This is a genomic window from Pseudomonas sp. BT-42-2 (genome assembly GCF_025847435.2).
Classification (GTDB): Bacteria; Pseudomonadota; Gammaproteobacteria; order Pseudomonadales; family Pseudomonadaceae; genus Aquipseudomonas; species Aquipseudomonas urmiensis.
Map to the genome: position 1 here is coordinate 62,716 of NZ_JAOYTM010000024.1, position 25,430 is coordinate 88,145.

A 25,430-nucleotide genomic window follows, 5' to 3' on the forward strand; every position below is an offset into this window, starting at 1 on the left:
GTCAGATGTTCAGGGTCCATTCCATTACCCAGAAGCCTCGCTCAAGCCCGGAGGTGGGGCGTTCGCTGGCATACAGGGCGCGCTGGTAGTCGAGGCGCAGGCGGCTTTGCGCCAGGCTCAGCTCGACGCCCGCGGCAGCGCCAGCCAGGCGTTGCGGGGTGCTGCTGTGGGCGAACCGGGACCAGCCCAGGTCCAGGCCGAGAGTGGGGCGTACTTGGACTGGCTGGGCCAAGTTCAGCGGCAGCGCTTGGCTCAGGGTGTTGCGCCAGACAACGGCGCTGGCGCCGGAGGCGCTGTGCTGGCGGAAGCCGCGTACGGCTGAGTCATCGCTGAGCTGGAACTGCTCGACCACTGGCAGGACATCAGGGCTGTACTGCAGGGCCAGCTCGCTGTGCCAGCGCCAAGGCAAGTGCGCAGGCCCCTGACGCAGGTGCAGCAGGTTGGCGCGGTACTTGACGAAGTCAGGTCGCGGCGCCTGTTTTTGAGGGAAGGGCCGGTCGGCGCCGAACCAGTCCAGACCTCGGCTGATGCCTAGATAGGCATTCCACAGGCCATGATCGAGCCACAGCAGGTTGAGGCCCGCTTCGAAGGTGGTCAGGGTCGGGCTCTGCACTGCGATGACGGTGCTATTCGCGCGGTTGACCAGTTGCTTGCGATCCAGTCGGGTGCTGGCGCTGAGTATGCCGCGCTGGTTGCGCCACAGCACCCGTTCGGCGCCAAGGCCGAACACGCGGCTGTCGCCATTGCTGCTCACGTGGCTTTGCGGGATGGGCGCGCGATAGCGCATTTGGCTCGCGCTGAGGTTGAACGTCCAAGGGCCATAAGGAATGCTGTAGTACAGGTTGACCCCGCGACTTCGGCCTGGTGCATCGAGTACCGTCGACAGCAGCGACAGGCGCAGGTCGTCGTTCAGCCCCAGCGGGCTGTCCAGGCCAAGCCCTAGGTTCAGGCGATGGCGCCCAGTCAGCGCACTGCCGCGATTGTCAACGCGGGTGTCGAGGTGCCAGGGCGAGGCGACTCGACGAGGCTGCAGCAGTACGCGGGTGCCACCCTGCATTTGCCCAGGCAGCAGGTCGATACCGAGGTCATAGGCGCGCAATCGATTGAGCTGGTCCAGCCCCTGTTCGAGGTCTGGCAGATGCAGCGGTTGCCCCAGCAGGTCGGGAAACGCACCTTGTAGTGACAGCGGCAGGTTGGCGTCGGTGAGCTCGATCGATTCGATGAAGCCTTCGATAACGATGATATCCAGCGGCGCATCATGCTCGGGATGTCGAGCCAGGTAAGGCCGGCTGGTGGGATAGCCGGCTTTTACATAGTGCTCGGTCAGCCCCTTGAGCAACTGGTTGATGTCGCCGATGTTCATACAAGGCTGCGACAGTGTTTGTACGGTTGGTTGCAGGGTTTGGGTCGCAAGCTTGTGGTTGCCGGCCAGGCGCACGCCGCTGATCGCCCAGCAGGGGTTATCCGCGGTGTCGGAGGCAGCCTCATCGTCATCGTGCGCAGTGATCGGTTGCAGGCGTTGCCAGCGTTCGAGCTGTTGCAATTGTTCGCGCTGACGCTGGGCTTGCTGCTGGTCACGTAGGTGCTGGCTGGCAGTGTCGGCCTGGGTCGGGGCAATCGTCAGCAGCGTAATCGCGCCGCAGGCAAGTAAGCTGCGGGCAATAGGGTGCACCCAGGATGACATTGAAGATCCTCGCAAATGATGTAAGAAGGAAGGAATTCATTTGCGTGAATTCTAAGAACCGAGGCGTTTGTTTGAATGTGGTTCTATGCCATCTGCCACGTGGGCTAGCGGATGTTGGCGTGTGGGAAAGTTGGAGAGATGAGAGCCGGGGGTAAGTGAAATTAACGCCGTATTAAGTGGGCGGGCTGCTTAGTTGTCCAATTATGTCTAATGAATACGGGCGATCGACGAAGAGTTTCGAGCACGCTTTGTTAAGTCCCCCTAGCTGGGGACCAATGCTTGGTTTGTAGGATTTATTTCTGGTTAACAGTCGTCAGTACATATTTAATACGCGCAGTCGCAAAATAACTGCTTAGCCACTGCTCCCATTGCGGGAGCAGCTGAACCAGAGCGTTGTCAGCCGAGATATGAGTGGGAATGAACAGCAGAGCTTAAGGACGAATCTCGATCATGGTGCCGTCCTTGACCATGCTCCACACTTCGCGCATGTCATCGTTACGCATGGCGATGCAGCCCTCGGTCCAATCCAGGGTATGGAAGTACCACTCCGGATAGTCTTCGTTGATCGGCGTGCCGTGGATCATGATCATGCTGCCCGCAGCTACACCTTCACGGCGCGCCTTGGCGGCATCGCTGATGTTCGGGTAAGAGATGTGCATGGCCAGGTTGAAGCGGTCGCTGACCTTGCGCCAGTCCAGCCAGTAGAAGCCTTCGGGGGTGCGCTTGTCGCCTTCGCGCTCCTTGGCGCCCTTGGGCTGCTTGCCCAGCGAAATGCGGTAGGTCTTGAGCGGCTCGCCACGGCTGATTAGCTGTAGGCGACGTTCGGACTTGATCACCAGTACTTTGTCGATCAGCGGATGTTCCTGCGCAGGCGCCTGGGTTTGCACCTGCGCCTGGGGTTTGCGAATGATCGTCTCGGTGAAGGCCGCCTGGGACACCGATACAACGCTGAGGCAGAAGAGGGCGAGCAACCAACGCATGAAACGGTATCCCTGCAAACGGTTTAAGTGGACGACGAGACGTTCATCGGCGGCAGGTATTCATGGCCTATGGGGTAGTGCTGCCTGATGCGGTCGCGATAGTAGCATTCTAGTGTGCGAGTGACTGTCCGAAAAGCCAGCTCCCCCCAAGGGATTTCCTCCTCTTCGAACAAGCGTACTTCCAGGCTCTCTACCCCCACGGCGAAGTCCAGGTCCGCCAGTTGGGCGCGGAAGAACAGGTGCACCTGGTTGATGTGCGGCAGATCGAACAGCTGATACAGGGTCATTTCCCCGACCCGGGCGCAGGCTTCCTCGATCGTTTCGCGACGAGCGGCAGCGTCGGTGGTCTCGCCGTTTTCCATAAAGCCGGCCGGTAGGGTCCAGAAACCACGGCGCGGCTCGATTGCCCGACGGCACAACAGCACCTTGCTACCCCATATTGGAAGCACGCCGGCGACGATATTCGGGTTCTGGTAATGGATGGTCTGGCAATGCTCGCAGACGAAGCGCAAGCGGCTATCGCCTTCGGGTATCCGTTGAATGACCGGTTGGCCGCACGCGCTGCAGAAATTCATGCTTTGCTTCCCTTAAGATCAGCCTATCTTGGCGCGCCTGGGGCATGGGCCGCAAGCCGCCCCCTGGCAGGGCTTGGGTGCCTTGGGGCTTTTGGTGCATCATGCAGGCCAGGCTTTGGAATCGAGAGTGCGTAATGCTGGACGAGCTTCTTCGCCGAATGAGCAACCATATCCCCGCGTCACTGGAGGCGGATCGCCGTTTTCCCGAGGCGGCGGTACTCTTGCCCATCACCCGCAGCGAAGAGCCCGAACTGGTACTGACCCTGCGCGCCCAGGGGCTTTCCACCCATGGTGGGGAAGTGGCTTTTCCGGGGGGGCGGCGCGATCCGGAAGACCCTGACCTGATCTTCACCGCCCTGCGCGAGGCGCAGGAAGAGATCGGCTTGCCGCCAGGCCTGGTCGAGGTGATCGGCCCCCTCAGTCCGCTGATTTCCCTACATGGCCTGAAGGTGACGCCATTCGTCGGTTTGATCCCCGATTACGTCGAATACCACGCCAACGACGCCGAGATCGCGGCAGTATTCACCGTTCCGCTGGAATTCTTCCGCCAGGACCCGCGTGACCACACCCACCGGATCGATTATCAAGGGCGCAGCTGGTTCGTGCCCAGTTATCGCTATGGCGAGTACAAGATCTGGGGGTTGTCGGCGATCATGATCGTCGAGCTGGTCAACCTGCTGTTCGATGCCGGCATCAGCTTGCACAAGCCACCAGAGCGTTTCATCCAGAACTGAGCGGGGTCGACCCCGCCACTCGCCAGACCGTGAGGAGCTATCCATGAAATACCGCTTGGGTGACATGCGGGTAGAGACCCATCCCAGCAGCTGGGCTGCGCCCACTGCCACGCTGATCGGCAAGGTTCGCCTGCAAGCGCGCGCCAGCGTCTGGTTCGGTGCGGTGCTGCGCGGTGACAACGAGCTGATCGACATCGGCGAGGACAGCAATGTCCAGGACGGCACGGTGATGCACACCGACATGGGTTCGCCGCTGACCCTTGGCAAGGGCGTGACCATCGGCCACAACGCCATGCTGCATGGCTGCACGGTGGGCGACTACAGCCTGATCGGCATCAACGCGGTGATCCTCAATGGCGCGAAGATAGGCAAGCACTGCATCATCGGCGCCAATGCGCTGATCCCCGAGGGCAAGGAGATTCCTGACGGTTCGCTGGTGATGGGCTCGCCCGGCAAAGTGGTGCGTGAGCTGACCGATGCGCAGAAGCGTATGCTGGAAGCCAGCGCTGCCCACTATGTGCACAACGCCGAACGTTATGCACGCGACCTGGCCCCGCAGGAGGATTGAGATGAGCGACGCCGAACGCCCAGTCGCTTCGCCCTGCGTCAGTATCTGTGCGCTGGATGAGCAGGACATTTGCACCGGTTGCCAGCGCAGCGTGGCGGAGATTACCCGTTGGGGGCGGATGGATAACACTGAGCGTCGCCAGGTGCTCAAGCTGTGCCATGAGCGGGCGGTGGCGGCGGGGATGATCCTCGGCCTTTGAATTTACCGAGTGGCCGTACGGCCTCTTCGCGGGACAAGCCCGCTCCTACAGGATTCATGCTGACCCTGTAGGAACGGGTTTACCCGCGAAGAGGCTGGCGCTGACCCGAAAATCAAGTAATCTGTGCGGCTTGTCCGACGATTACCTGCCATGTTCTATCTGATCGCCTATATCAGCAGCGTAGTGCTGATCAACTACGCCTTTTCCAGCGCTCCACACCTGGATGTGATCTGGTCTGCCTGGGGCGGACTGGTGTTCATCCTGCGCGACATGGTGCAGACCCGCTATGGTCACGGCGCGCTGCTGGCCATGCTGGCGGCCTTGCTGCTGTCCTACATCACCTCGGAGCCGGCCATCGCCCTGGCCAGCGCTACCGCCTTCTTCGTCTCCGAATTGATCGATTGGCTGGTATTCAGTATCACCCGTCGGCCGCTGCGCGATCGCCTGTGGCTGAGTTCGGCGCTGAGCATTCCTGTCGATACCTTCATTTTCTTCGGCATGATCGGCGCGCTGACACCCGCGGTGGCCGGTACCGCGCTGGCGTCGAAGTTCGCTGGGGTAACGGCGGTGTGGCTGGCGATGACCTGGCGAGCGCGGAAAAACGCCTTGGCAGGCTGACCAGCGGCGCGCTCGCAACCTGATGTAGAATGTCGGTCCTTTTTCAGCGGGCAGCGCACAGCCTGACGCAGCCCCCGGACGCCTTCGAGGACCTGAAATGACCCGTATCGGAACCCCATTGTCGCCCACCGCGACCCGAGTACTGCTGTGCGGCTGCGGCGAACTGGGTAAAGAGGTGGTGATCGAACTGCAGCGCCTGGGCGTCGAAGTGATCGCCGTGGACCGTTACGCCAATGCCCCGGCCATGCAGGTTGCCCATCGCAGCCACGTCATCAACATGCTCGACGGCGTTGCCCTGCGTGCGGTAATCGAGGCTGAGAAGCCGCATTACATCGTCCCTGAGATCGAAGCCATCGCCACTGCCACCCTGGTGGAGCTTGAGAACGAAGGCTTCAACGTGGTGCCTACCGCTCGCGCTACCCAGCTGACCATGAACCGCGAAGGTATCCGCCGCCTGGCCGCTGAAGAGCTCGATCTGCCGACCTCGCCCTACCACTTCGCCGACACCTTCGAGGACTACGCCAAGGCTGTCGCCGATGTCGGCTACCCCTGCGTGGTCAAGCCGGTGATGAGCTCCTCGGGCAAGGGCCAGAGCCTGCTGCGCAGCGACGCTGACCTGCAGAAATCCTGGGACTACGCACAAGAAGGCGGTCGTGCTGGCAAGGGCCGGGTGATCGTTGAAGGCTTTATCGATTTCGAATACGAAATCACCCTGCTAACCGTACGCCATGTGGGCGGCACCACTTTCCTCGAGCCGGTTGGCCATCGTCAGGAGAAGGGCGACTACCAAGAGTCGTGGCAGCCGCAGGCGATGAGCGCCAAGGCGCTGGCCGAATCGCAGCGGGTGGCCAAGGCGGTCACCGATGCCCTGGGCGGGCGGGGTCTGTTCGGCGTGGAGCTGTTCGTCAAGGGCGATCAGGTGTGGTTCAGCGAAGTCTCGCCGCGTCCGCATGACACCGGCCTGGTGACCCTGATCTCGCAAGACCTGTCGCAGTTTGCCCTGCATGCGCGGGCGATTCTCGGCTTGCCGATTCCACTGGTGCGCCAGTTCGGCCCATCGGCTTCGGCGGTGATTTTGCCGCAAGGCCAGTCGCAGCAGACCAGCTTCGCCAACCTCGGTGCTGCCTTGAGCGAGCCGGATACCGCCATTCGCCTGTTCGGCAAGCCTGAAATCAACGGCCAGCGGCGCATGGGCGTATGCCTGGCGCGCGATGAGTCGATCGAAGCGGCGCGGGCCAAGGCGACCCGCGCTTCGCAGGCAGTCAAAGTCGAGTTCTAACGTCAATCGCGGGGCACGCCCGCTCCCACGCAATCCTCATATGGCTGCGTGGGAGCAGAGCAGCGTCGCCAACCTCGGTGTTGCCTGCCTCACATGGCGTGGGAGCGGGCGTGCCCCGCGATGTTTGCCTGGCTTTAGAGCTCTGCGTTACGCGTCTCTTTCAAGCACAGCACAGCAATCAAGCTGAGCACTGCTGCTGCCGACACGTAGCCTCCCACCCAACTCAAACCGCCCATGCTCACCAGTTTCTGCGCGAAGAACGGTGCGGCCGAAGCCCCGACGATACCCCCCAGGTTGTAGGCTGCCGAGGCGCCCGTATAGCGCACATGGGTCGGGAACAGTTCGGGCAGCAATGCCCCCATCGGCGCGAAGGTCACCCCCATCAAGAACAGCTCGATAGCCAGGAACAGCGCCACGCCCGTGGTCGAGCCCGAGGTCAGCAGCGGCTCCATGGTAAAGCCCGATGCCACCGCCAGCAGGCCGCCGACGATCAACACCGGCTTGCGCCCGTAACGATCGCTGAGCCAGGCCGACAGCGGCGTGGCCAGGGCCATGAACACCACCGCGAAGCACAGCAGGCCGAGGAAGGTTTCCCGGCTGTAACCCAGGGTAGAGACGCCGTAGCTGAGCGAGAACACCGTGGAGATGTAGAACAGCGCGTAGCACACCACCATCGCCGCAGCGCCAAGCAGGGTCGGTCGCCAGTGCTTGGCGAACAGATCGACTACCGGCATTTTCACCCGCTGGTGCTGGGCCACGGCTTTGGCGAACACTGGGCTCTCTTCAAGCTTGAGGCGCACGTACAAGCCGACCAGCACCAGCGCGGCGCTGAGCAGGAACGGAATCCGCCAGCCCCAGTCACGGAACTGCTCGTCGCTAAGGGTCAGTGCCAGGCTCAGGAACAGGCCGTTGGCGGCCAGGAAGCCGATCGACGGGCCCAGTTGCGGGAACATGCCAAACCAGGCGCGCTTACCCGGCGGGGCGTTTTCCGTGGCCAGCAACGCCGCGCCACCCCATTCGCCGCCCAGCCCCAGGCCCTGGCCGAAGCGCAGCAGGCAAAGGATGATCGGCGCCCAGACGCCAATACTGTCGTAGCCAGGTAGAACGCCAATTGCTGTGGTCGAAACACCCATCAGCAGCAACGAGGCGACCAGGGTCGACTTGCGCCCGATGCGGTCGCCGAAGTGGCCGAACAGCGCCGAGCCCATTGGCCGGGCAAGGAAGGCAATACCAAAGGTGAGAAAGGCGGCGAGCATTTGCGCAGTGCCCGACCCTGAAGGGAAGAACACCGGGCCGATCACCAGCGCAGCAGCGGTGGCGTATACATAAAAGTCGTAGAACTCGATGGCGGTGCCGATGAAGCTGGCGGTGGCCACCCGCGCGGGCGAGTTGATCGGCGCGGTCGGGGTCGAGTCGGCGAAGGTGCTGCTGGTTGTCATTGCGTAGATCCCTGACAGTCAGATGCTCGCTGGCAAGCCGCACTGTGCCCAGGCAGACACGGGCGCGCGGACGCCGGAGCGTATTGTTGTGAGTCGCTCGACTGACGATGGCCCAGGGGATAAGGAGGGGAGCGGGGCTGTTCGGGGTGCTGAAGCAGGACCGCAGGGCTATCAGTGAAGCGGACTGGCCGTGTGACGCCGGGCGCGGGTAGCGGGCGGGACGGCAGGGCTGGGTAAGCGTGACCGGAGTATAGCTATCGGGTCACGGTCCAGACCAGTACCTTGCTGGCACAATTATCCTCTGTTTCGAGGATTTCCAAGCGATAGCGGCCGATTTTCAGGCACACAGCGCTGGCTGGAATGCTCTCCAGCGCTTCGGTGACCAGGCCATTGAGGGTCTTCGGCCCGCCATCGCAGGGCAGGTGCCAGCCCAGGCTGCGGTTGAGTTCACGCAGCGAAGCGGTGCCTTCGATGACGAAACGGCCATCGGCCTGGGGGTGGATGTGCGGGTTGTCCAGGCTCTGCTCGTCTTCGAATTCGCCGACGATCTCCTCGAGGATGTCTTCCAGGGTAACGATGCCCAGCACCTCGCCGTATTCATCAACCACTACGCCCAGGCGCCGTTGCTGCTTGTGAAAGTTCAGCAATTGCAGTTGCAGCGGGGTGCTTTCGGGGACGAAGTAGGGCTCGTAGCAGGCGCCGTGGAGGGCTTCGTGGGTCAGTTCGCCACGCGGCAACAAGTGGCTGATCAGTTTGGTATTGAGGATCGCTTCAACCTGGTTGATGTCGTTGTGATACACCGGCAGGCGGGTATGCCGGCTGACGATCAGTTGCTCGATGATCTGTTCGATGGGGTCGTCCAGGTTGATGCCATCGACTTCGTTGCGCGGCACCAGGATGTCGTTGACGGTGATCTTGTCCAGCGCTTGCAGGCCATCGAGCAGGCCATGGCGTGGCGTCTCGTGCAGCGGGTCATCGTCCTCATGCTGTTCCTGCTCATGCAGGGCAACCGCTGTGGGCTGCGGGCGGAAAGGGCGCAGGATCAGCTTGGCCATGCCGTCGAGCAGGCAGGCAAAGGGCTGTAGCAGGGCCAGCGGCAGTCTGAGCAGGCTGGCGCCGAGGCTGACGAAGGCCTGTGGGTTGCGCCGGGCCAGGCGCCGCGGCAGATACTCGGCCAGTACCAGCAGCGCCAGGCTGGCGGCCAGGCCGCCGAGCCAGAAGCCATGTTCGCCGCTATGGCGTTGACCAATCAGGCAAGCCAGGCCGAGCACCAGCAGCTTGCCCAGGCTGGCGCCGAACACCAGTGCCTGGGCGGGTAGGTTGGGTTCGCCGGTTTCTGCACCGCGGGCCTGGCCATTGAGTAACTGGCGGGCTGCATCGACCGCGGTAAACAACGCCGCCCACAGCAGCGCCAGGGCCAAAGTACCAAGCAGCGGGGCGAACGGCAGGCTATCCATAGGTGACCGTCAGATGTGCAGGATGAATTCGCGTACCAGCTTGCTGCCGAAGTAGGCCAGCATCAACAGGCAGAAACCGGCCAGGGTCCAGCGAATCGCCTTGTGTCCACGCCAGCCCAGGCGGGTGCGGCCCCACAGCAAGACGCTGAACACGATCCAGGCGACGCAGGCGAGCAGGGTCTTGTGCACCAGGTGCTGGGCGAACAGGTTGTCGAGGAACAGCCAGCCGGAGATCAGCGACAGCGATAGCAACGCCCAGCCGGCCCAGAGGAAACCAAACAGCAGGCTTTCCATGGTTTGCAGTGGCGGGAAGTTGCGGATCAGCCCGGACGGGTGCTTGTGCTTGAGCTGGTGGTCCTGCAGTAGCAGCAGCAGGGCTTGGAACACCGCGATGGTGAACAGCCCGTAGGCCAGGATCGACAGCAGGATATGCGCGAGGATCCCAGGTTCTTCATTGATCAGCGGCACCGTCCCGGGTGGCGCGAACTGGGCCAGCAGGGCGGTTATAGCGCCGAGCGGGAACAGCAACACCAGTAGGTTTTCCACGGGTATGCGCAGGCAGGCCAGCAGCGTCAGGCCTATGACCGCCACGGCGATCAGGCTGGAGGCGCTGAAGAAGTCCAGGCTCAGGCCCAGCGGCGTGAGCAGTTGGAAGAACAGCGCGCCGCCTTGGGCGATCACGGCGATGGCGCCGAGCAGGCCGAGCAGCCGTTTATCGGCGCGGGTGCCTTGGGCCAGGCGACTGCCGTGATAGAGCGCGGCGGCGATGTACAGGCCGGCGGCGATCAGGTTAGGGATAAGACTGGGTGAAGAGAGCATAAGTCCTGGTAGGCAAGCCCTGAAAGAGAGGGAGTTTGGCATAGAACGCCGCTGCCAAGGAAGTCTGCGGGCAGGCTGGGGCATTGATATCGGTCATGCTGAGCTGTTCGCAACTGAGCCCGCTCCGTCAAGGACCAAGTTGCAGGCCCATTTTGCACATGGCAGGCACATCCATCCGAGCATAGTGTGCGCCGCGAGCAGTCTTGGTTATAATCGTCGGCTTGCTGTTCCCTGTGCGTGTTTGATTTGCGCCTGGGCGCCTGACAAACCTCGGCTTTGCCAAGCCTGAAAGGATCACCATGTTCGAAAACCTGACCGACCGCCTGTCACAGACGCTGCGCCATGTCACCGGCAAGGCCAAGCTGACTGAAGACAACATCAAGGACACGTTGCGCGAAGTGCGCATGGCGCTGCTGGAAGCCGACGTCGCCCTGCCGGTGGTCAAGGATTTCGTCAACAGTATCAAAGAGCGTGCGGTCGGCACCGAAGTGTCGCGCAGCCTGACCCCAGGCCAGGCGTTCGTGAAAATCGTCCAGGCCGAGCTGGAAAGCCTGATGGGCGCGGCCAACGAAGACCTCGCGCTGAACTCGGCCCCGCCTGCGGTAGTGCTGATGGCCGGTCTGCAGGGTGCGGGTAAGACCACCACTGCCGGCAAGCTGGCGCGCTTCCTTAAAGAACGCAAGAAAAAGAGCGTCATGGTGGTCTCGGCTGACGTCTACCGTCCGGCGGCGATCAAGCAGCTGGAAACCCTGGCCAACGACATCGGCGTGACCTTCTTCCCGTCCGATATCAGCCAGAAGCCTGTAGCCATCGCTGAAGCGGCGATCCGCGAAGCCAAGCTCAAGTTCATTGACGTGGTCATCGTCGACACCGCCGGGCGTCTGCACATCGACGCCGACATGATGGACGAGATCAAGGACCTGCACGCTGCGGTCAAGCCGATCGAGACCCTGTTCGTGGTCGATGCCATGACCGGTCAGGACGCCGCTAACACCGCCAAGGCCTTTGGTGACGCCCTGCCGCTGACTGGCGTGGTGTTGACCAAGGTCGACGGTGACGCCCGTGGCGGTGCTGCGCTGTCGGTGCGCGCCATCACCGGCAAGCCGATCAAGTTCATCGGCATGGGCGAGAAGAGCGAAGCGCTCGAGCCGTTCCACCCAGACCGGATCGCCTCGCGCATCCTTGGCATGGGTGACGTGCTTAGCCTGATCGAGCAGGCCGAGCAGAATATCGACAAGGCCAAGGCCGACAAGCTGGCCAAGAAGCTCAAGAAGGGCAAGGGCTTCGATCTCGAGGACTTCCGCGACCAGCTGCAGCAAATGAAGAACATGGGCGGCCTGGGCGGCTTGATGGACAAGCTGCCGAGCATCGGTGGGGTCAACCTGTCGCAGATGGGCAACGCCCAGGGCGCGGCCGAGAAGCAGTTCAAGCAAATGGAGGCGATCATCAACTCCATGACGCCGGCCGAGCGCCGCGACCCGGACCTGCTCAGCGGTTCGCGCAAGCGTCGTATCGCTTTGGGCTCCGGCACTCAGGTGCAGGACGTCGGCCGGCTGATCAAACAGCACAAACAGATGCAGAAGATGATGAAGAAGTTTTCTACCAAGGGCGGCATGGCCAAGATGATGCGCGGCCTTGGCGGCATGATGCCTGGCGGCGGCATGCCCAAGCTGTAACCCTGAATTTGGTCGCCAGCCTAGCTGCTGGTGACCGAGCCCCGCCTCGGCGGGTACACCGCTGCCTTATATAAAGGCAGCTTAGATCGCGAATCGGCAGGCTGGCCTTTTTTCTCAACGTAAAAAGGCATTTGCAAAAGTCCGGATATTCCTTGAGAATGTGCGGCCTTTCGGGCACCCGTGTGCCCGCTGTGCATTATGATTTGCAGCACCGACTACAGGAACGATGTTCAATGCTTACCATTCGTCTTGCCCGTGGCGGCTCCAAAAAGCGCCCGTTCTACCAACTGACCGTAACCGACTCGCGTAACCCGCGTGACGGCTCCCACATCGAACAGGTTGGCTTCTTCAACCCAATCGCTCGTGGTCAGGAAGTTCGTCTGTCCGTTAAACAAGACCGCGTTGCTCACTGGCTGAGCATCGGCGCACAGCCGTCTGAGCGCGTTGCTCAGCTGCTGAAGGAAGCTGCCAAGGCTGCTGCCTGAACAGTATGAACGCGACGCCAGAAAATGCTGATGACCTGATCGTTGTTGGCAAGATTTTTTCGGTTCACGGCGTTCGCGGCGAGGTGAAGGTGTATTCCTTTACCGATCCGATTGAAAACCTGTTGGATTACCGTAACTGGACGCTTCGGCGCGAAGGGTCGGTCAAGCAGGTCGAGCTGGTCAGTGGCCGTTCCAATAAAAAGGAGCTGGTCGCCAAGCTTAAAGGGCTCGACGATCGTGACGAAGCACGTCTTCTGAGCGGTTACGAGATTTGCATCTCGCGTAGCCTTTTGCCCAACCTGACTGAAGACGAGTACTACTGGTACCAGTTGCAAGGTCTGAAAGTCATCAACCAGGACGAACAGCTGTTCGGCAAGGTTGATCACCTGTTGGAGACCGGCGCGAACGATGTAATGGTGGTCAAGCCTTGCGCAGGCAGCCTGGATGATCGCGAGCGTTTGTTGCCCTATACGGCGCAATGCGTGCTGGCAGTCGACCTGGAAGCAGGCGTGATGCGAGTCGAATGGGACGCGGATTTCTAACTGATGGGTAACCTTCGCGTAGAAGTCATCACGTTGTTCCCCGAGATGTTTTCGGCCATTACTGAGTACGGCATTACCAGCCGCGCGGTGAAGCAGGGCTTGTTGCAAGTCACCTGCTGGAATCCGCGGGACTACACCACTGATCGCCACCATACAGTGGATGATCGGCCGTTTGGCGGTGGTCCGGGCATGGTGATGAAGATCAAGCCTCTGGAAGATGCCTTGGCTAGCGCCAGGCAAGCGACTGGAGCAGCGGCGAAGGTGATCTACCTCTCGCCACAGGGCCGCAAGCTGGATCAGCAGGCGGTTCAAGGCCTGGCCGAACAGGAATCTCTGATCCTGATCGCCGGTCGTTATGAAGGCATTGACGAGCGTTTTATTGAAGCTCATGTCGATGAAGAGTGGTCGATTGGCGACTATGTACTTTCCGGTGGCGAGCTGCCGGCCATGGTCCTGATCGATGCGGTTACGCGGCTGCTGCCCGGAGCTTTAGGGCATGTAGGCTCGGCGGAGGAAGACTCCTTCACCGATGGCTTGCTGGATTGCCCGCACTACACCCGACCTGAGGTGTATGCGGATCAGCGTGTACCCGACGTGTTGCTAAGTGGCAACCATGCACATATCCGGCGTTGGCGGATGAAGCAGTCCCTTGGTAGGACCTTCGAACGACGCGCCGATCTTCTGGAAAGTCGCTCACTTTCTGGAGAAGAGAAGAAGCTGCTCGAGGAATACCTCCGCGAGCGGAACGATAGTTAACGTATCGATGGTGGATCACGTTTTCCACCTTAGGAGCACAGCATGACTAACAAAATCATCCAGCAGCTCGAAGCAGAGCAGATGAGCAAGGAAATCCCGACCTTCGCACCAGGCGACACCGTTGTCGTCCAGGTTAAAGTGAAGGAAGGTGATCGTTCCCGTCTGCAGGCGTTCGAAGGCGTTGTTATCGCCAAGCGTAACCGTGGTCTGAACAGCGCCTTCACTGTGCGCAAGATCTCCAGCGGCGTTGGCGTTGAGCGTACCTTCCAGACCTACAGCCCGCAAATCGACAGCCTGGCCGTGAAACGTCGTGGTGACGTGCGTAAAGCCAAGCTGTACTACCTGCGCGACCTGTCCGGCAAAGCCGCTCGCATCAAAGAAAAACTGTCCTGAGTGCAGTTTGACTGGTGGCTGCGGCCACCATGCGAGAAAAAAGCAGCCTTCGGGCTGCTTTTTTGCTTTCTGAAACCCTGCCATTGCGATGTGAAATAATCATGACCAGCACCCGAGACCAGGAAATTCAGCGCCGCACCGAGCTGTCGGTCACCCGCGTGACCAAGGCGGTGTTTCCTAACACCACCAACCATCACAACACCTTGTTCGGCGGTACCGCGCTGGCCTGGATGGACGAAGTGTCGTTCATCGCCGCCACCCGCTTCTGCCGCCTGCCGCTGGTGACAGTGTCCACCGATCGCATCGACTTCAAGCACCCGATTCCGGCGGGCTCGATCGTTGAGTTGGTTGGCACGGTGGTCAAGGTGGGCAATACCAGCTTGCAGGTGCAGGTCGATGTGTTCGTCGAGAACATGTACCTGGATGGTCGTGAGCGGGCGATTCATGGCGTGTTCAGCTTTGTTGCCATCGATGAAGACAAGCGTCCAGTGCCGGTTTTGGCTGAGGCCTGATAAGTGTTGTTGTCTGTACTGGCACTACTACGCCAGTCTGGTCGGCCTGAGTCGCCTGCATCGCGGGGCAAGCCCGCTCCCACGCTGGAGTGTTTTCGCGGCGAACGTGGGAGCGGGCTTGCCCCGCGATAGGGCTAGTACAGACAACACATCACAGCCTGTGAAACACTGAACGCACTTCCCTATCCAGCGACTGCGCATGCCCGCCCTCGACCACCCTCTGATTGATCAATTCCTCGACGCCCTGTGGCTGGAAAAAGGCCTGTCCGATAACACCCGTGTGTCCTATCGCAGTGACTTGGCCCTGTTCAATGGCTGGCTGCACGAGCACGGCGTAGCACTGCCGGACGCAGGCCGCGAGCTGATCCTCGATCACTTGGCCTGGCGCCTCGAGCAAGGTTATAAACCCCGCTCAACTGCACGGTTTATCTCCGGCCTACGTGGTTTCTTTCGTTATTTGTTGCGGGAAAAGCTGATCGCTCTAGACCCAACCCTACAAATCGACATGCCGCAATTGGGTAAGCCGTTGCCCAAATCGTTGTCGGAAGCCGACGTCGAGGCGTTACTGCAAGCCCCCGACCTGAGCGAGGCCATCGGCCAGCGTGATCGTGCCATGCTCGAAGTGCTCTACGCCTGTGGCCTGCGGGTGACCGAGCTGGTCAGCCTGACCCTCGATCAAGTCAACCTGCGCCAGGGCGTATTGCGGGTCATGGGCAAGGGTAGCAAGGAGCGTCTGGTACCCATGGGCGAGGAGGCCGTGCTGTGGTTGGAGCGTTACTTGCGCCAGGCCCGCGCCGAGTTGCTCAAAGAGCGCCCCAGCGATGTCCTGTTCCCCAGTCAGCGTGGCGAGCAGATGACCCGCCAGACCTTCTGGCACCGGATCAAGCACCAGGCCCAGGTCGCTGGCATCGACAAGTCATTGTCGCCGCATACCTTGCGCCACGCCTTCGCCACCCATCTGCTCAACCATGGCGCCGACCTGCGCGTCGTGCAGATGTTGCTCGGCCACAGCGACCTCTCCACCACGCAGATCTACACCCATGTGGCCAAGGCTCGGCTGCAGCAACTGCACGCACAACACCATCCGCGAGGATGAATGATTTTCATGTTCCGCCGACCGGCACGTGAGGACTCATCTAGCCGCAGCTTGATGTGGTAGGCTTGAGCGGTTTGCACCAAGGGCCGCCCGGTTGCCGCGATTTTTCCCGCAGGCGACGTCCTGCGGCCCCGTCCGTCTTCAGGAGTACCCCATGCGCGTGACCCAGATTTTCGCCGCCGCCGCTTTGGCGCTGGCCAGCACCTTCGCCGCTGCCGCAGCCACCGACGCCGGTGCCGAGCAGGCGATCCGCAAGACCTTGCAAACCCTCGAGTTGGAAGTGCCGGTCGAAAGCGTCGCCAGCAGCCCACTCAATGGCCTGTATGAAGTCAAGCTGCAGGGCGGTCGGGTGCTGTACGCCAGCGCTGACGGCCAATTCGTGATGCAGGGCTACCTGTTCCAGATCCAGGACGGCAAGCCGGTCAACCTGACTGAAAAAACTGAGCGTCAGGGCATCGCCAAGCTTATCAACGGCATTCCAGCGGGCGAGATGGTGGTTTATCCTGCCAAGGGCGAAACCAAGTCGCACATCACCGTGTTCACCGACACCACCTGCCCGTATTGCCACAAGCTGCACGCCGAAGTGCCGGAGCTCAACCGTCGCGGTATCGAAGTGCGCTACGTCGCTTTCCCGCGTCAGGGCCTGGGCTCGCCAGGTGACGAGCAATTGCAGGCAGTCTGGTGCTCCAGCGATCGTCGCGCGGCGATGGACAAGATGGTGGATGGCAAGGAAATCAAAGCCGCCAAGTGCGCCAACCCGGTCGGCAAGCAGTTCCATCTGGGCCAGTCGATCGGTGTCAATGGCACGCCGGCCATCGTCCTGGAAAGCGGCCAGGTGATTCCGGGCTATCAACCCGCTCCGCAAGTGGCCAAGCTCGCCTTGGCGCCAAGCAAGTAATCCAATTCAGTACGCCGTCGTCATGGGGTGACGGCATGTTTCACGGTCGGCACAGCGTCGGCCGTTCAATGGGGAGTTCACAGTGAAACCGGTCAAAGTAGGCATCTGTGGGTTGGGGACCGTCGGTGGCGGAACCTTCAATGTACTTCAGCGCAACGCCGAGGAGATTGCCCGCCGTGCCGGGCGCGGTATTGAAGTTGCACAGATCGCCATGCGCTCGCAGAACCCGAACTGCCAGATTACCGGTACCCCCATTACCGCTGATGTGTTCGAGGTCGTGAGCAACCCAGAGATTGATATCGTCATCGAGCTGATCGGTGGCTACACCATTGCCCGTGACCTGGTCCTGAAGGCCATCGAGAACGGCAAGCACGTGGTGACTGCGAACAAGGCGCTGATCGCCGTGCACGGCAACGAGATCTTTGCCAAGGCCCGCGAGAAGGGCGTCATCGTCGCCTTCGAAGCGGCTGTCGCTGGTGGCATCCCGGTGATCAAGGCGATCCGCGAAGGTCTTTCGGCCAACCGCATCAACTGGCTGGCCGGGATCATCAACGGCACTGGCAACTTCATCCTCACCGAGATGCGCGACAAGGGCCGTACCTTCCCTGACGTGCTCGCCGAAGCGCAGGCCTTGGGTTATGCCGAAGCCGACCCGACCTTCGATGTCGAAGGCATCGATGCGGCGCATAAGCTGACCATCCTGGCCTCGATTGCCTTTGGCATCCCGCTGCAGTTCGACAAGGCCTACACCGAGGGCATCACCCAGCTGACCACTGCCGATGTCAACTACGCCGAAGCGCTGGGCTACCGCATCAAGCACCTGGGCGTGGCGCGCAGCACCGATGCCGGTATCGAGCTGCGCGTGCATCCGACGCTGATCCCTAGCGACCGGTTGATTGCCAACGTCAACGGCGTGATGAACGCGGTGATGGTCAATGGCGATGCCGCCGGTTCCACCCTGTACTACGGCGCTGGCGCCGGGATGGAGCCGACGGCCTCGTCGGTCGTCGCCGACCTGGTCGATGTGGTCCGGGCGATGACCTCCGATCCGGAAAACCGCGTACCGCACCTGGCCTTCCAGCCGGACGCGTTGTCGGCTCACCCGATTCTGCCGATCGAGGCCTGCGAAAGCGCCTACTACCTGCGCATTCAGGCCAAGGATCATCCGGGCGTACTGGCCCAGGTGGCTAGCATCCTGTCGGAGCGCGGCATCAACATCGAGTCGATCATGCAGAAGGAAGCCGAAGAGCAGGACGGTCTGGTGCCGATGATCCTGGTCACTCACCGTGTGGTCGAAAAACGCATCAACGACGCCATCCTCGCCCTGGAATCGCTGCAGGATGTGATCGGCAAGGTCGTGCGTATCCGCGTCGAACAGCTCAACTAATTTCGCCTGCGGGCCGCCTGCGCGGCCCGGGCCCCAGCATTGAAGGTTTGCCCCTATGCGCTATATCAGTACTCGCGGCCAAGCCCCGGCCCTGAACTTCGAAGACGTCCTGCTCGCAGGCCTTGCCAGCGATGGCGGCCTGTATGTGCCGGAGAACCTGCCACGCTTCACCCAGGAAGAAATCGCCTCGTGGGCTGGCCTGCCGTACCACGAGCTGGCTTTCCGCGTCATGCGCCCGTTCGTTGCCGGCAGCATCGCCGATGCTGACTTCAAGAAGATCCTCGAAGAAACCTACGGCGCGTTCTCCCATGCCGCTGTGGCACCGCTGCGCCAGCTCAACAGCAACGAGTGGGTCATGGAGCTGTTCCACGGCCCGACCCTGGCGTTCAAGGACTTCGCCCTGCAACTGCTCGGTCGCCTGCTCGATCACGTACTGGCCAAGCGCGGCGAGCGTGTGGTGATCGTCGGCGCCACCAGTGGTGACACCGGTTCTGCGGCCATTGAAGGCTGCCGTCGTTGCGACAACGTCGATATCTTCATCCTGCATCCGCATCAGCGCGTGTCGGAAGTGCAGCGCCGGCAGATGACCACCATCTTCGGTGACAACATCCACAACATCGCTATCGAAGGCAACTTCGACGACTGCCAAGAAATGGTCAAGGCCAGCTTCGCCGACCAGTCGTTCCTCAAAGGCACGCGCCTGGTCGCCGTCAACTCGATCAACTGGGCGCGGATCATGGCCCAGATCGTCTATTACTTCCACGCAGCCTTGCAGCTGGGCGGCCCGGCGCGTTCGGTGGCGTTCTCGGTTCCGACCGGCAACTTCGGCGACATCTTCGCCGGTTACCTGGCGCGCAACATGGGCCTGCCGATCAGCCAGCTGGTCGTAGCGACCAACCGCAACGACATCCTGCACCGCTTCATGAGCGGCAACCAGTACGTCAAAGAGACGTTGCACGCGACCTTGTCGCCGTCGATGGACATCATGGTCTCGTCCAACTTCGAACGCCTGCTGTTCGATCTGCACGGTCGCAACGGCGCGGCGATTGCCGAGCTGATGGCCAACTTCAAGCAAGGTGGCGGTTTCAGCGTCGATGAAGATCGCTGGGTCGAAGCGCGCAAGTTGTTCGACTCGCTGGCCGTCAGCGACGAGCAAACCTGCGAGACCATCGCCGAAGTCTTCGCCAGCACTGGCGAAGTGCTCGATCCGCACACAGCGATTGGCGTCAAGGCCGCTCGTGAGTGCCGCCGTAGCCTGGACACGCCGATGGTAGTGCTAGGTACTGCGCATCCGGTCAAGTTCCCGGAAGCGGTGGAGAAGGCCGGCGTTGGCAAGGCGCTGGAGCTGCCGGCACACCTGAGCGATCTGTTCAGCCGCGAAGAGCGCTGCACGGTGCTGGCCAATGACCTGAAGGCCGTGCAGGCGTTCGTCAGCCAGCACGGTAATCGCGGTAAGCCGCTGTAAGCGATCTGCGTGCGTGTGAAGAGCCCGTCCTGTGACGGGCTCTCTTGTTTTTGAGGAAGAGTTACCCCCAACTTTAAGTAATTTCCTATTTCACCCATTCGGGGTGTTTCCTAGAGTTGCCGACTCCTCAATCCGGGCGTGTGGCGCCCAGGAGCGCTTCATGAATCGGCTCACAGTCCTGATCTACCAGGAACGTCCTTCCCAGCAAATTACCCTGCATCAGGCGTGCAATGCCCAGGGCGTGTTCAATGTTCGGCTGGCCGACGACCTGCCGGCTGCCAAGGCCTGCTTGGCGAGCGAACCGTTGTTCGACCTGCTGATACTCGACCATGCCATGTCCGAGACGGCTGGCAAACGCTTACTCAATCATCTGTGTAGTGTGCACGGGGTAAGGGCGCTCTTGTTTGTCGGCGAACCCTGCGCAAGCCGGGCGGATCTTGCCCGCGAAGCCCGTCAACGCGGTTTGTGGGTGCTGGCTGAGCTCCCTTGGCCAGTCACGATGCCTGGGCTTGAGCAGGCGCTAAAGCGGCTGTGTGGCCGCGCCCCGGTTGCCGCCTGGGAAGGTTTTCAAAGTGTCATGTTGCACGCGCATGCTCAGTGAAACAGGCCTATTGCTGCGAACTTTGCGCAGCGTCCGAGGGTCAGTAGCGATATGTCCCAAAACAAAGCGAGTACGCCGGATGGAAAGAATCTGCAGACTGCTCAATGATGCCCTGACTCCCTACACGGCCCAACTCGGTGCAGTTGACGCCAATGCAAACCGGCAACTGACCGTGCACGACAGCCACGGCAGCGTAACCTTGCAACGCATGGTCAGCCAGCGACAACTGCAGGAGCAAAGCCTGTTGATCGATCTGGTAGATGGCTTGCACCGCGACCTGCAGATCGCCGAAGGACGCCTGCAGCCGTGCGTCATTGCAGCGCTGCAGCATCAACAACATATTCATGGAACCTTCGCCTGAGCGATCCGTCAGACACAGTAATGGCAGCCCAGCGGCGCTTTGCTCCGGTGTCGTCAGGCTGTCACGGGAAGTTCGCGAGGACTTTCGATTAGCCCCGGTCGTGTTCCCCAGCGACCGGGGTTTCTTTTTGCCGTTATCAAGGCTGAGGGGTGGCGTTTGGCAAGGTTTGCTCGGAGAGCTGGCGAGCCTGCTGTAAATAACCCTCGCGCAATTGCGGATCGAGCCAGTGGGCATAGAGTTGGGGCAGGGTGTTGCGGCGCAGTGCTGGGAGCAGTTGGTCGATATGAGCTATCGCTTCACGCCCCAGCGGTGTGTCGGAACAAGCGACATGCAGGAACTGATAGGGGTTTACCCCCTGGATCGGATAGAACAGATAATCGTCCAGCCTGCCACCTTGCTGTTGAATCAGATAGCGAACCTCAGGCCAGTATCCCAGGACCAATTGCAAACGCCCTAGTTGCTGCATCTGCAACAAACTCGCCGTGGCGTCGTTGCCGTAATGGCGGCTGAAGGCGCTATCGGGCAACTGGCGCAGAATGTCATCGACCTGTGCGCTGTAGCTGCGCTCGGCGACGATACCCAGCTTGAGCCGGGTTTCTGCCAGCAACTGCTTGAGATCGACTTCCTGTGCATCGAGGAAAGGTTCGACCCCGGCCTGGTCTTGCTTGCGCACCACCACGCCGCTGCTCAACACGCCCAATGTGGGCTTGGAAAACAGCGCATATTTGGCCCGTTCTGGCGTCCATAACAGCGTGGGATCGCAGGTAAAGCTGGGTTCTTGAAGCATCTGGATGCCGCGGGCGCGATTGACCCGCACGATGCTGTGGTCGTATTCGGGCATCTGCTCGATCAACATAGGCAGCATGCGGTCGATCACCCCCTGGCCTTTCTCTGGGCCTTCGAAGATGGTGAACGGCGGCAAGTCGCGCACCAGCCAGAGCAGGCGCTCCTTGGCCTCAGCGATGACAGGCAGCAGAGCGCAGAGCAGGATCAGGGGACGAAGCAGACGGCTGGCGCGCATGGGCATGAAGAGCGGCGCGGGGTCAGACCGCACCGGCCTCACGCAAGCGGGCGATCGCCGCAGCGTCGTAGCCAAGGCGAGTCAGCAGCGCTTCAGTGTGTTCCCCAAGGGCCGGGCCTACCCATTCAGTGGATCCTGGGGTATCGGAGAGTTTGGGCACTATGCCAGGCATCTTGAAGGGTTTGCCGTCCGGCAGTCGACCTTGCAGGAACATCTCCCGGGCGAGAAATTGCGGGTCGCTGAACATGTCTTCGGCGGAATAAATGCGGCTCGCAGGCACCTGGGCGTCGTTGAGGGTCTGCATCACCTGGTCCAGCGCCAGGCCATTGACCCAACGATCGATCACCCCATACAGCTCGTCCCGGCGCAGGTCGCGGCCATCGTTGCTGGCGAGGCTGGGGTCATTGGCCAGGTCGTCGCGGCCGATGGCCTGCATCAAACGCTTGAAGATGGCATCGCCGTTGGCGCCGATCTGCACATGCTTACCGTCGGCGCTAGTGTGGATACAGGAAGGCGTAATCCCCGGCATGATGTTGCCGGTGCGCTCGCGAATGAAGCCGAACACGTCGAACTCTGGGACCATGCTCTCCATCATGGCGAAAATGGCTTCATACAGGGCGACGTCTACTACCTGACCCTCACCGCCGTTCACCTCCCGGTGACGCAAGGCCATCAAGGCGCCGATCACCCCCCACAAAGCGGCAATCGAGTCGCCGATGGAAATCCCGGTGCGCACCGGCGGGCGGTCCTCGAAGCCCGTGATATAGCGCAGCCCGCCCATCGATTCACCTACCGCGCCAAAGCCTGGCTGGTCTTTCATCGGCCCGGTCTGGCCGAAGCCCGACAGGCGCACCATGACCAAGCGCGGATTGAGCGCATGCAACACGTCCCAACCCAAACCGAGCTTTTCCAGCACCCCCGGGCGGAAGTTCTCGATCAGGATGTCCGCTTCGGCCAGCAGGCGCTTGAGAATCTCGCGCCCTTGCTCATGCTTGAGATTGAGGGTCAGCGACTGCTTGTTGCGCGCCTGCACGAACCACCACAGCGAGGTGCCCTCGTAAAGCTTGCGCCACTTACGCAGCGGGTCGCCGCCGTCGGGGGACTCGACCTTGATCACCTCGGCGCCGAACTCGGCGCAGATGCGCGAAGCGAACGGGCCTGCGATCAGGGTGCCTAGCTCGATGACTTTGAGACCTGCGAGGGGTTTGCTGGGCGTGGGCATGGGGCATCCGTGGCAACAGGGCAGAGCGGTGGTTTTATCATAGGTCGCCAGCGGCAGATACTGCTGCGACGCAAGCAAGCCTGGATCAGTTAGACTGTGCGACTTTTCTCTTGCAAGAAGCCCGCTGCCCATGGCCCAGCCGTCCACCACCTACAAATTCGAACTGAACCTGACCGACCTCGATCGCGGCGTGTACGAAAACGTCAAGCAGACCATCGCCCGTCACCCTTCGGAAACCGAGGAACGCATGGCCGTTCGTCTGTTGGCCTACGCGCTGTGGTACAACGAGAACCTGTCGTTTGGCCGCGGATTGTCGGACGTTGATGAGCCTGCCCTATGGGAAAAGAGCCTCGACGACCGCGTGCTGCACTGGATCGAAGTCGGCCAGCCTGATGCTGACCGCTTGACCTGGTGCTCGCGCCGGACCGAGCGCACCAGCCTGCTGGCCTATGGCAGCCTGCGGGTCTGGGAGACCAAGGTGGTCGGCGCGGTCAAGAATCTGAAGAACCTGCACATCGCTGCGGTACCGCAAGAGGTGCTGGAGGTCCTGGCCAAGGACATGCCGCGCAGCATCAAGTGGGACGTGATGATCAGTGAAGGCACGGTGTTCGTCACTGACGACCGTGGCCAGCACGAAGTGCAGCTGCAGTGGCTGCTCGGCGAGCGCGGCTGATTTCAACCCTTATTGACTGCTGAAGGCCCCATGCGTATCGAACCTCGCCCCCTGCCGCCGACCCTGCCATTTCTTGGCAGCCTGCCCCCTTTGCTGACCCGCCTGTACGCTGCCCGTGGCGTGCAGTCCGAGGCTGAGCTGGACAAGAGCCTGGCGCGCTTGTTGCCGTTTGCTCAGCTCAAGGGCATCGACGCGGCGGTGGATCTGCTGGTCGAGGCGCTGGATCAGCGTCAGCGCATCCTGATCGTCGGCGACTTCGACGCCGACGGTGCTACGGCCAGTACCGTCGGCGTACTGGGCTTGCGTCTGCTGGGCGCAGCGCATGTCGACTACCTGGTACCCAATCGCTTCGAGTATGGCTATGGCCTGACCCCGGAAATTGTCGAGGTGGCGCTGCAGCGTCAGCCGCACCTGCTGGTAACCGTGGATAATGGCATTTCCAGTGTGGAGGGCGTGGCGGCAGCCAAGGCAGCCGGGCTCAAGGTGCTGGTCACAGACCACCACTTGCCAGGTCCGCAACTGCCGGATGCTGATGCCATCGTCAACCCGAACCAGCCGGGCTGCGCCTTCCCCAGCAAGGCGCTGGCCGGGGTGGGGGTGATTTTCTACGTGCTGATGGCCCTGCGTGCGCGCCTGCGTAGCCTTGGCCGCTACGAGAGCCAGCCGCAGCCGAATATTGGCGAGCTGCTCGACTTGGTCGCCTTGGGTAGCGTGGCTGACGTGGTGCCGCTGGATGCCAACAACCGCATCCTGGTCCATCAAGGCCTGGAGCGCATCCGGGCTGGGCGCGCGCGGGCGGGGCTCAAGGCCATTCTTGAGGTGGCTCGACGGGATCATCAGCGCATCACCTCCACTGACCTGGGCTTCATCCTCGGCCCGCGGTTGAATGCTGCTGGGCGTCTGGATGACATGAGCCTGGGCATCGAATGCCTGCTCTGCGAAGACCCGGCGTTGGCGCGTGATATGGCCGAACAGCTCGATGGCCTGAACCAGGATCGCAAGTCCATCGAGCAGGGCATGCAGCGTGAGGCGCTGGCTCAGCTCAAGGATTTGCCGGTTGAGTCCATGCCCTATGGCTTGTGCTTGTTCGATGCCGATTGGCATCAGGGGGTGATCGGTATTCTCGCTTCGCGCCTGAAAGAGCGTTATCACCGGCCGACCATTGCCTTCGCCGATGCGGGCGAGGGCATGCTCAAGGGCTCGGCGCGATCGGTGCCGGGTTTTCACATTCGTGATGCGTTGGATGCGGTGGCGGCGCGGCATCCGCAATTGATCAGCAAGTTTGGCGGGCATGCCATGGCGGCGGGTTTGTCGCTGCCAGCGGAGAACTTTCCGGCGTTCGCCGAGGCGTTCGATCAAGAGACGCGGCGGCAGTTGAGCGAGGATGATCTGACTGGGCGGTTGTTGTCCGATGGCACCTTGGCGGTCGAGGAGTTTCACCTTGATCTGGCGCGGGCGCTACGCAATGCCGGACCTTGGGGGCAGCACTTTCCTGAGCCGTTGTTCCATGGGGTGTTCCAGTTGGTCGAGCAGCGGGTGGTGGGGGAGCGGCATTTGAAGGTTGTGCTTAAGAGCGAGTGTGGGGCGGTCAGGTTGGATGGGATCGCGTTTGGGATTGATCGGGAGGTTTGGCCGAATCCTACCGTGCGCTGGGTGGAGTTGGCTTATAAGCTGGATGTGAATGAGTTTCGCGGGAATGAGAGTGTGCAGTTGATGATTGCGCACATTGAGGCTCGCTGATTGCTGATTGCTGATTGCTGATTGCTGATTGCTGATTGCTGATTGCTGATTTGCTCGGTGTTGGTTTGTGGGATTGGGTGCATATCCATGAGCGATGGTGACATTTAGGCACCTTTCCGCCCTTACGGCGGGTCACTTTTTGGCAAACGCCCGGTGTGCCGGCCCAGCCAAAAGTAACCAAAAAGGTCTGCGCTCCACCATCAGTCCCGCCCGTGGCGGGATCCCTTCGCGCCGGCGCCTTCCGGGCCCG

Annotated in this window: 27 protein-coding genes; 19 read left to right on the plus strand and 8 right to left on the minus strand. The window is 61.4% G+C overall.

Annotation, left to right across the window (positions count from 1 at the left end; genetic code table 11):
- Position 1: 1 nt before the first annotated feature.
- From OIU19_RS23670 to OIU19_RS23680, 3 genes are all read right to left on the minus strand, one after another.
- The gene (locus tag OIU19_RS23670) at positions 2 to 1,684 is read right to left on the minus strand and encodes a ShlB/FhaC/HecB family hemolysin secretion/activation protein (protein ID WP_264237044.1); all 1,683 of its coding nucleotides are present in this window, start codon (positions 1,682 to 1,684) and stop codon (positions 2 to 4) included.
- Between the two features lie 431 nt (positions 1,685 to 2,115).
- Entirely contained in the window at positions 2,116 to 2,664 is a 549-nt protein-coding gene (locus OIU19_RS23675) for a murein L,D-transpeptidase family protein (protein WP_186556381.1), read from the minus strand.
- Between the two features lie 23 nt (positions 2,665 to 2,687).
- Positions 2,688 to 3,239 (minus strand): NUDIX hydrolase, encoded by a 552-nt coding sequence (locus OIU19_RS23680; protein WP_264237045.1) that lies wholly within the window; start codon positions 3,237 to 3,239, stop codon positions 2,688 to 2,690.
- A 134-nt stretch (positions 3,240 to 3,373) separates the two neighbouring features.
- On the opposite strand from OIU19_RS23680, the gene OIU19_RS23685 reads away from it, so the two are divergent.
- From OIU19_RS23685 to purT, 5 genes are all read left to right on the plus strand, one after another.
- Entirely contained in the window at positions 3,374 to 3,973 is a 600-nt protein-coding gene (locus OIU19_RS23685; RefSeq protein WP_264237046.1) for a CoA pyrophosphatase, read from the plus strand.
- Between the two features lie 43 nt (positions 3,974 to 4,016).
- Entirely contained in the window at positions 4,017 to 4,541 is a 525-nt protein-coding gene (locus OIU19_RS23690) for a gamma carbonic anhydrase family protein (RefSeq protein WP_186556378.1), read from the plus strand.
- Between the two features lies 1 nt (position 4,542).
- Positions 4,543 to 4,740, plus strand: a complete 198-nt coding sequence (locus OIU19_RS23695; RefSeq protein ID WP_264237048.1) for a DUF1289 domain-containing protein — start codon at positions 4,543 to 4,545, stop codon at positions 4,738 to 4,740.
- 150 nt (positions 4,741 to 4,890) lie between these two features.
- Positions 4,891 to 5,358: a VUT family protein gene (locus OIU19_RS23700; RefSeq protein ID WP_186556376.1), complete on the plus strand. Its 468-nt coding sequence runs from the start codon at positions 4,891 to 4,893 to the stop codon at positions 5,356 to 5,358.
- A gap of 97 nt (positions 5,359 to 5,455) precedes the next feature.
- Entirely contained in the window at positions 5,456 to 6,637 is a 1,182-nt protein-coding gene (gene purT, locus OIU19_RS23705) for a formate-dependent phosphoribosylglycinamide formyltransferase (protein WP_186556375.1), read from the plus strand.
- A gap of 134 nt (positions 6,638 to 6,771) precedes the next feature.
- On the opposite strand, the gene OIU19_RS23710 is transcribed toward purT, so the two are convergent.
- The 3 genes from OIU19_RS23710 to OIU19_RS23720 all read right to left on the minus strand — a co-directional run bounded on the left by OIU19_RS23710 (position 6,772) and on the right by OIU19_RS23720 (position 10,352).
- A complete protein-coding gene (locus OIU19_RS23710; RefSeq protein WP_264237050.1) occupies positions 6,772 to 8,076 on the minus strand; it encodes an MFS transporter in 1,305 nt (434 codons plus the stop codon).
- Positions 8,077 to 8,330: 254 nt separating this feature from the next.
- Entirely contained in the window at positions 8,331 to 9,533 is a 1,203-nt protein-coding gene (locus OIU19_RS23715) for a transporter associated domain-containing protein (protein WP_264237051.1), read from the minus strand.
- 9 nt (positions 9,534 to 9,542) lie between these two features.
- On the minus strand, positions 9,543 to 10,352 hold the full coding sequence (locus OIU19_RS23720; protein WP_186556372.1) for an inner membrane protein YpjD: 810 nt from the start codon (positions 10,350 to 10,352) through the stop codon (positions 9,543 to 9,545).
- Between the two features lie 299 nt (positions 10,353 to 10,651).
- Here OIU19_RS23720 and ffh point away from each other — a divergent pair, with 299 nt between their 5' ends.
- From ffh to OIU19_RS23780, 12 genes are all read left to right on the plus strand, one after another.
- Complete coding sequence (gene ffh, locus OIU19_RS23725; protein ID WP_186556371.1) at positions 10,652 to 12,028, plus strand: signal recognition particle protein; 1,377 nt, start codon at positions 10,652 to 10,654, stop codon at positions 12,026 to 12,028.
- A 233-nt stretch (positions 12,029 to 12,261) separates the two neighbouring features.
- Positions 12,262 to 12,513 (plus strand): 30S ribosomal protein S16, encoded by a 252-nt coding sequence (gene rpsP / locus OIU19_RS23730; RefSeq protein ID WP_016501232.1) that lies wholly within the window; start codon positions 12,262 to 12,264, stop codon positions 12,511 to 12,513.
- A 5-nt stretch (positions 12,514 to 12,518) separates the two neighbouring features.
- On the plus strand, positions 12,519 to 13,055 hold the full coding sequence (gene rimM / locus OIU19_RS23735; RefSeq protein ID WP_264237054.1) for a ribosome maturation factor RimM: 537 nt from the start codon (positions 12,519 to 12,521) through the stop codon (positions 13,053 to 13,055).
- A 3-nt stretch (positions 13,056 to 13,058) separates the two neighbouring features.
- Positions 13,059 to 13,811, plus strand: coding sequence for a tRNA (guanosine(37)-N1)-methyltransferase TrmD (gene trmD, locus OIU19_RS23740; RefSeq protein ID WP_186556369.1), 753 nt, complete (start codon positions 13,059 to 13,061; stop codon positions 13,809 to 13,811).
- Positions 13,812 to 13,853: 42 nt separating this feature from the next.
- Positions 13,854 to 14,204 carry a 50S ribosomal protein L19 gene (gene rplS, locus OIU19_RS23745; protein WP_011535315.1) on the plus strand — a complete coding sequence of 117 codons (351 nt, stop codon included), beginning with the start codon at positions 13,854 to 13,856 and terminating at the stop codon, positions 14,202 to 14,204.
- A gap of 101 nt (positions 14,205 to 14,305) precedes the next feature.
- Positions 14,306 to 14,716, plus strand: a complete 411-nt coding sequence (locus OIU19_RS23750) for an acyl-CoA thioesterase (protein ID WP_186556368.1) — start codon at positions 14,306 to 14,308, stop codon at positions 14,714 to 14,716.
- A 199-nt stretch (positions 14,717 to 14,915) separates the two neighbouring features.
- On the plus strand, positions 14,916 to 15,812 hold the full coding sequence (gene xerD, locus OIU19_RS23755; RefSeq protein WP_264237056.1) for a site-specific tyrosine recombinase XerD: 897 nt from the start codon (positions 14,916 to 14,918) through the stop codon (positions 15,810 to 15,812).
- Positions 15,813 to 15,966: 154 nt separating this feature from the next.
- The gene (locus OIU19_RS23760) at positions 15,967 to 16,710 is read left to right on the plus strand and encodes a DsbC family protein (RefSeq protein ID WP_264237057.1); all 744 of its coding nucleotides are present in this window, start codon (positions 15,967 to 15,969) and stop codon (positions 16,708 to 16,710) included.
- 82 nt (positions 16,711 to 16,792) lie between these two features.
- The gene (locus OIU19_RS23765; protein WP_264237058.1) at positions 16,793 to 18,097 is read left to right on the plus strand and encodes a homoserine dehydrogenase; all 1,305 of its coding nucleotides are present in this window, start codon (positions 16,793 to 16,795) and stop codon (positions 18,095 to 18,097) included.
- A gap of 55 nt (positions 18,098 to 18,152) precedes the next feature.
- Positions 18,153 to 19,562: a threonine synthase gene (gene thrC / locus OIU19_RS23770; RefSeq protein ID WP_264237060.1), complete on the plus strand. Its 1,410-nt coding sequence runs from the start codon at positions 18,153 to 18,155 to the stop codon at positions 19,560 to 19,562.
- A gap of 160 nt (positions 19,563 to 19,722) precedes the next feature.
- Positions 19,723 to 20,163 carry a histidine kinase gene (locus OIU19_RS23775; protein ID WP_264237061.1) on the plus strand — a complete coding sequence of 147 codons (441 nt, stop codon included), beginning with the start codon at positions 19,723 to 19,725 and terminating at the stop codon, positions 20,161 to 20,163.
- 79 nt (positions 20,164 to 20,242) lie between these two features.
- Entirely contained in the window at positions 20,243 to 20,524 is a 282-nt protein-coding gene (locus tag OIU19_RS23780; protein WP_186556362.1) for a DUF3509 domain-containing protein, read from the plus strand.
- A 136-nt stretch (positions 20,525 to 20,660) separates the two neighbouring features.
- Here OIU19_RS23780 and OIU19_RS23785 read toward each other — a convergent pair whose 3' ends face one another.
- Both OIU19_RS23785 and OIU19_RS23790 read right to left on the minus strand, forming a co-directional pair.
- Entirely contained in the window at positions 20,661 to 21,545 is an 885-nt protein-coding gene (locus tag OIU19_RS23785) for a TIGR02285 family protein (RefSeq protein WP_264237066.1), read from the minus strand.
- Positions 21,546 to 21,567: 22 nt separating this feature from the next.
- Entirely contained in the window at positions 21,568 to 22,767 is a 1,200-nt protein-coding gene (locus OIU19_RS23790) for a CaiB/BaiF CoA-transferase family protein (protein WP_264237062.1), read from the minus strand.
- Positions 22,768 to 22,897: 130 nt separating this feature from the next.
- On the opposite strand from OIU19_RS23790, the gene OIU19_RS23795 reads away from it, so the two are divergent.
- Positions 22,898 to 23,440, plus strand: a complete 543-nt coding sequence (locus tag OIU19_RS23795; protein ID WP_264237063.1) for a YaeQ family protein — start codon at positions 22,898 to 22,900, stop codon at positions 23,438 to 23,440.
- Positions 23,441 to 23,470: 30 nt separating this feature from the next.
- Complete coding sequence (recJ, locus tag OIU19_RS23800) at positions 23,471 to 25,180, plus strand: single-stranded-DNA-specific exonuclease RecJ (protein WP_264237064.1); 1,710 nt, start codon at positions 23,471 to 23,473, stop codon at positions 25,178 to 25,180.
- The last annotated feature ends 250 nt before the right edge of the window (positions 25,181 to 25,430 follow it).

Coding starts and splice junctions, on each gene's coding strand:
- OIU19_RS23670 (WP_264237044.1), bottom strand. CDS start 1,684: ATGTCATCCTGGGTGCACCCTATTGCCCGCAGCTTACTTGCCTGCGGC.
- OIU19_RS23675 (WP_186556381.1), bottom strand. CDS start 2,664: ATGCGTTGGTTGCTCGCCCTCTTCTGCCTCAGCGTTGTATCGGTGTCC.
- OIU19_RS23680 (WP_264237045.1), bottom strand. CDS start 3,239: ATGAATTTCTGCAGCGCGTGCGGCCAACCGGTCATTCAACGGATACCC.
- OIU19_RS23685 (WP_264237046.1), top strand. CDS start 3,374: ATGCTGGACGAGCTTCTTCGCCGAATGAGCAACCATATCCCCGCGTCA.
- OIU19_RS23690 (WP_186556378.1), top strand. CDS start 4,017: ATGAAATACCGCTTGGGTGACATGCGGGTAGAGACCCATCCCAGCAGC.
- OIU19_RS23695 (WP_264237048.1), top strand. CDS start 4,543: ATGAGCGACGCCGAACGCCCAGTCGCTTCGCCCTGCGTCAGTATCTGT.
- OIU19_RS23700 (WP_186556376.1), top strand. CDS start 4,891: ATGTTCTATCTGATCGCCTATATCAGCAGCGTAGTGCTGATCAACTAC.
- purT (WP_186556375.1), top strand. CDS start 5,456: ATGACCCGTATCGGAACCCCATTGTCGCCCACCGCGACCCGAGTACTG.
- OIU19_RS23710 (WP_264237050.1), bottom strand. CDS start 8,076: ATGACAACCAGCAGCACCTTCGCCGACTCGACCCCGACCGCGCCGATC.
- OIU19_RS23715 (WP_264237051.1), bottom strand. CDS start 9,533: ATGGATAGCCTGCCGTTCGCCCCGCTGCTTGGTACTTTGGCCCTGGCG.
- OIU19_RS23720 (WP_186556372.1), bottom strand. CDS start 10,352: ATGCTCTCTTCACCCAGTCTTATCCCTAACCTGATCGCCGCCGGCCTG.
- ffh (WP_186556371.1), top strand. CDS start 10,652: ATGTTCGAAAACCTGACCGACCGCCTGTCACAGACGCTGCGCCATGTC.
- rpsP (WP_016501232.1), top strand. CDS start 12,262: ATGCTTACCATTCGTCTTGCCCGTGGCGGCTCCAAAAAGCGCCCGTTC.
- rimM (WP_264237054.1), top strand. CDS start 12,519: ATGAACGCGACGCCAGAAAATGCTGATGACCTGATCGTTGTTGGCAAG.
- trmD (WP_186556369.1), top strand. CDS start 13,059: ATGGGTAACCTTCGCGTAGAAGTCATCACGTTGTTCCCCGAGATGTTT.
- rplS (WP_011535315.1), top strand. CDS start 13,854: ATGACTAACAAAATCATCCAGCAGCTCGAAGCAGAGCAGATGAGCAAG.
- OIU19_RS23750 (WP_186556368.1), top strand. CDS start 14,306: ATGACCAGCACCCGAGACCAGGAAATTCAGCGCCGCACCGAGCTGTCG.
- xerD (WP_264237056.1), top strand. CDS start 14,916: ATGCCCGCCCTCGACCACCCTCTGATTGATCAATTCCTCGACGCCCTG.
- OIU19_RS23760 (WP_264237057.1), top strand. CDS start 15,967: ATGCGCGTGACCCAGATTTTCGCCGCCGCCGCTTTGGCGCTGGCCAGC.
- thrC (WP_264237060.1), top strand. CDS start 18,153: ATGCGCTATATCAGTACTCGCGGCCAAGCCCCGGCCCTGAACTTCGAA.
- OIU19_RS23775 (WP_264237061.1), top strand. CDS start 19,723: ATGAATCGGCTCACAGTCCTGATCTACCAGGAACGTCCTTCCCAGCAA.
- OIU19_RS23780 (WP_186556362.1), top strand. CDS start 20,243: ATGGAAAGAATCTGCAGACTGCTCAATGATGCCCTGACTCCCTACACG.
- OIU19_RS23785 (WP_264237066.1), bottom strand. CDS start 21,545: ATGCGCGCCAGCCGTCTGCTTCGTCCCCTGATCCTGCTCTGCGCTCTG.
- OIU19_RS23790 (WP_264237062.1), bottom strand. CDS start 22,767: ATGCCCACGCCCAGCAAACCCCTCGCAGGTCTCAAAGTCATCGAGCTA.
- OIU19_RS23795 (WP_264237063.1), top strand. CDS start 22,898: ATGGCCCAGCCGTCCACCACCTACAAATTCGAACTGAACCTGACCGAC.
- recJ (WP_264237064.1), top strand. CDS start 23,471: ATGCGTATCGAACCTCGCCCCCTGCCGCCGACCCTGCCATTTCTTGGC.